7 protein-coding genes are annotated in these 3,501 nt (G+C 36.1%); 4 read left to right on the forward strand and 3 right to left on the reverse strand.

What is annotated here, in order from left to right; all coding sequences use genetic code 11:
* Positions 1–279 precede the first annotated feature (279 nt).
* Positions 280–558, forward strand: coding sequence for an acylphosphatase (locus D6734_00720; GenBank protein RMF98176.1), 279 nt, complete (start codon positions 280–282; stop codon positions 556–558).
* Here D6734_00720 and D6734_00725 read toward each other — a convergent pair.
* Positions 532–960 carry a DUF192 domain-containing protein gene (locus tag D6734_00725; protein RMF98177.1) on the reverse strand — a complete coding sequence of 143 codons (429 nt, stop codon included), beginning with the start codon at positions 958–960 and terminating at the stop codon, positions 532–534. The genes D6734_00720 and D6734_00725 overlap by 27 nt on opposite strands.
* 60 nt (positions 961–1,020) lie before the next feature.
* Here D6734_00725 and D6734_00730 point away from each other — a divergent pair, with 60 nt between their 5' ends.
* Entirely contained in the window at positions 1,021–1,695 is a 675-nt protein-coding gene (locus tag D6734_00730; GenBank protein RMF98178.1) for a DedA family protein, read from the forward strand.
* On the forward strand, positions 1,655–1,816 hold the full coding sequence (locus D6734_00735; protein RMF98179.1) for a DUF1931 domain-containing protein: 162 nt from the start codon (positions 1,655–1,657) through the stop codon (positions 1,814–1,816). The genes D6734_00730 and D6734_00735 overlap by 41 nt, the downstream gene beginning before the upstream one ends.
* Here the strand turns inward: D6734_00735 and D6734_00740 are convergent.
* Entirely contained in the window at positions 1,813–2,184 is a 372-nt protein-coding gene (locus D6734_00740) for a hypothetical protein (protein ID RMF98180.1), read from the reverse strand. The two genes, D6734_00735 and D6734_00740, sit on opposite strands and share 4 nt — an antisense overlap.
* 254 nt (positions 2,185–2,438) lie before the next feature.
* Between D6734_00740 and D6734_00745 the strand changes: the two genes are divergently transcribed.
* Positions 2,439–2,744: a hypothetical protein gene (locus D6734_00745; GenBank protein RMF98181.1), complete on the forward strand. Its 306-nt coding sequence runs from the start codon at positions 2,439–2,441 to the stop codon at positions 2,742–2,744.
* A 71-nt stretch (positions 2,745–2,815) separates the two neighbouring features.
* Here the strand turns inward: D6734_00745 and D6734_00750 are convergent, their stop codons facing one another.
* Positions 2,816–3,481 carry a hypothetical protein gene (locus D6734_00750; protein ID RMF98182.1) on the reverse strand — a complete coding sequence of 222 codons (666 nt, stop codon included), beginning with the start codon at positions 3,479–3,481 and terminating at the stop codon, positions 2,816–2,818.
* Positions 3,482–3,501 lie beyond the last annotated feature (20 nt).

Consider the following 3,501-nt stretch of genomic DNA (forward strand, 5'->3'; position numbering starts at 1 on the left):
ATTGGGTGTAGGAACAACTCATTTCCATGATTTCTTAGAAAAACCTTAGCTTTATGGAAACCAGCTCCTATCTTTTCAAAACTTTTCTTTTCTCTTTCATGTTTAATATCAAGCCTGTGGAATCCCATTTACTACTGGATAGTTAATCATTTATAAACTTTTTGTTTCACATAAGGGGTTCTATTTTAAGTTGAACATAACTTACTTTTTCAAGACATTTGAATATTTTGCAAGAGAGGGTAACAAAACTTATAAAAAAAGAAAAAGCTCTCTTTTTTAATGAAAAAAGCCGCAAAATTCATAGTTAAAGGAACTGTTCAAGGAGTTTTCTTTAGGCAGTTCGTAAAGTCTCACGCAGATAATCTTGGGCTTTTCGGGTATGTTCGGAATCTTGAAAACGGAGACGTGGAAATTGTTGTGGAAGGAAGCCTTGAAAAAATTGAACGCTTTGAAAAACTTATAAGAGAGGGTCCAAAACATGCCCAGATACGGGAGGTTTTAAGAGAAGACAGAAAATGGATGAACGAATTCTCAGACTTTAGAATACTTCGGTTTTAGGATAATTGTTTTGCCAATGTCTCCTTCATCAAATTCGCCAAGATTCACTTCGAGAACGTATTTTCCAATTCCCTTGTAAATTTCACAGGTCTCGCTTTTACACGGCTTGGCGTGCACGATTTTTTTTATCTTATAGTCGCTACCTATAAAAACTATGTCAAGAGGAATTTTAGTGTTTTTCATCCAAAATCCAAGTTCCCCTTCCTTTTCAAAAACAAAAAGCATTCCGCAGCTGTTGCAAAGGTTCTCCCTATACATAAGGCCTCTTTGCCTTTCTATAGGAGTTTTAGCTACTTCAAGATAAAATTTTTTGTTTTCAAAAAGAGCAACGGGCTCTGTATTCGGAATGGAATATAATGCAACTCCTGCAAGAACTATTAGCGCAATAATTATTTTTTTCATAAGATTATTAATGTGCCTTAAAATATAAAGGTATTTATAGGGGTTAGTTTAGCATTTTTCATGGGGGTGCATTGGATTGTTTTAGTAAAAAGCCTTATTGAGTCCTTTGGGTACCCGATAATTTTTTCTATGATAGTTTTCGAATCGCTCCCGCTCATTGGCGTTATAATCCCCGGAGGAACGCCGGCAGTTGTTGCCGCTGGAATTTTTTCACGTTTTGGAGTATTCAAATTAGGGGTGGCATATCTTGTCTGCATTACTGCAACTCTTTTTATTGATAATGTTGGCTATTTTACCGGAAAAATTGCCAAGAAGGAAAAATTTCATAAAATTGTCGGCTGTCTCTTTATTAAGAAAAAATTTCTGGAAAAGATAGGCCATCTCGTAAGATGCCATACTGGAAAAGCTGTAATTTTGGGCCGGCTGAATCCGCCAACCCGTTCGGTCATTCCATTTGTTATTGGAAATGAGAAAGTGCCTTATACTCGCTTTTTATTTTTCTCAGTTATTTCTGCATTTATTTGGGTTTCAACATTTTTCATTGTTGGATATCTTTTTGCAGAAAGCCTCCATATGATAGATTCAATAAACAGGGCAATTTTATGGGGCACAATATTTTTAATTATCATTGCCTATGTTTATTATGTTGTCAAAAGTTATGTAAAAAAGAACGGAAAAGGAGGTTTTTTTGAAAATGGCTCTGATTGTGAGAAGCAAGGTAAAAGAGTTTCTTGAGTTGAACATCTCTGAAGAGTTTTACGCTGAACTTGAAAAGAAGGTTGAAGAAATCCTGAAAAAAGCTGAAGAGAGAGCAAAGGCAAATATGCGAAGAACTGTTTTTGCAAGGGATATTTAGGCTGGAATCTTTCCCATTTTCAGTGAAGCCAATTTCTCTTCATAGAATGAAATCTCCTCTCTTATCAAGATTATTCTTTCATATTCCTCTTTCAACTTCCTGTTAAGACGCCTTGCTTTATCAATTCTCTCATTTAAATGGTCAAACCTTTCAAGACTATCAAAATAAATCGGAGGTTCTATTCTCGGTCTTTTTCTAAAAGATATGCCGTAAGTTCTGGCTTCCGCGGCAAGAGAATCTCGCCTTTTTTCAAGAGCTTTCCTTTTTGAATTTTCCAATGCGTAAAACTGATTCTCACACTCTAGCCTCCTTAGTTCGGCATTCCAATAATTTTCAATTTCTTCACGGCTTGTCTGCTCGCAATACATCAATAAAGTGTCCATTTTTACTTATTTTTAAAGTTTTCATAGTTAATAAATCTTTCCATTTTTAAAAAATCGGTATACCATAAAATGAGCAGGTATACCTAAGGATTTTCTAAAAATCAAGATTCTGTTATTATTAAGTGCTTATCAGGTTAAAGCCAATGTGGAACATTCCCCCAAATCCTTAATTTTCAATGTAATAATCTTTAATTTTTGATTGACTTTTCTTTAATGTAGCCACGGGGAGGTACGGGTTTTTGAGATTCCAACAGATTATTAAATCCAAAAAGATAATACTTTTTATGGGATATTATGAAGATTTTCGCAAGCGCCTTGAATACCCCTTGGAAAGCACCCTTGAAAGGGACCAAAAGTTAATTAAGCTTTACAATGAATTTTACAACAATCGTCGGGACGAATTAAAGGGCCGGATAATTCCTGTTGATTTCTGGCGCGAGTGCCAAAAATTTATTGAAAGAGAAATTCACAAGGTCCAAAAAGAAGAAATCAAAAAAACTCGTGGCTTAGGTAGAATTCTTGGAATTTTTCAAAAAAAACGATAACCCCCCTATAAAAGACCTCCATAACATCTCAACTAATAGAGCTCTACCGCTACAATTAAACTAAAGAGGAATCACTGAGCGGGTACAAACCAGTATATCTCGTAAGGGAGGTCTATTTGTGTTCTGGGATTTGCTCTTGGAAAATACACTTTAAGTTTAGCAGTAGTACCATCTACCACGTACGTAAAATTTACTTTGGTAGGCTCACATGGAGTTCCTTCATAGCTTCCTGCACTCACAGGAACTTGAAATTCCTGATAGCTCCCCCTTCCAGTTGTATGGCTCATAGAAACAAAACCAATTGCTGTTATGCCGTGACAACCGTTTGGTTCATCAAATGGTCCGATTTTTACAATATAAGTCTTTGGTTTCTTAAGTCCATACTTTTTAGAACTTAAACTATCTACCTTAAAATCCGTAGATGAATCTAAAGTAATATAATTTCCCGTAGTCTTCTTAATTCCTTGAGAGATTAATGCAAATTGATTGAGCTGGCCGTCCTGCATTGCCTGTCTGAGTGTCTTATTTACTCCCCTTATATCAAAAAAGCTTAGCATATATCCTCCATCAATTGCCTCCTGCAAGGTCATGGAACCTTTTCCCGGGATATTAACGCTTATGCTGTCCGCCGTATGACCCAGGTAGCTTGGTGGTCCAGAATTTTGTGCGTAAACAAAAAGCCCCACTGCAAGAGCGAGGACAAGTGCTGTAAAAACGAAGGCGTCTTTTTTCTTCACCTCAATTTTTATTGAAACCA

The organism is Candidatus Schekmanbacteria bacterium (assembly GCA_003695725.1).
Taxonomy (GTDB): Bacteria; Schekmanbacteria; GWA2-38-11; order GWA2-38-11; family J061; genus J061.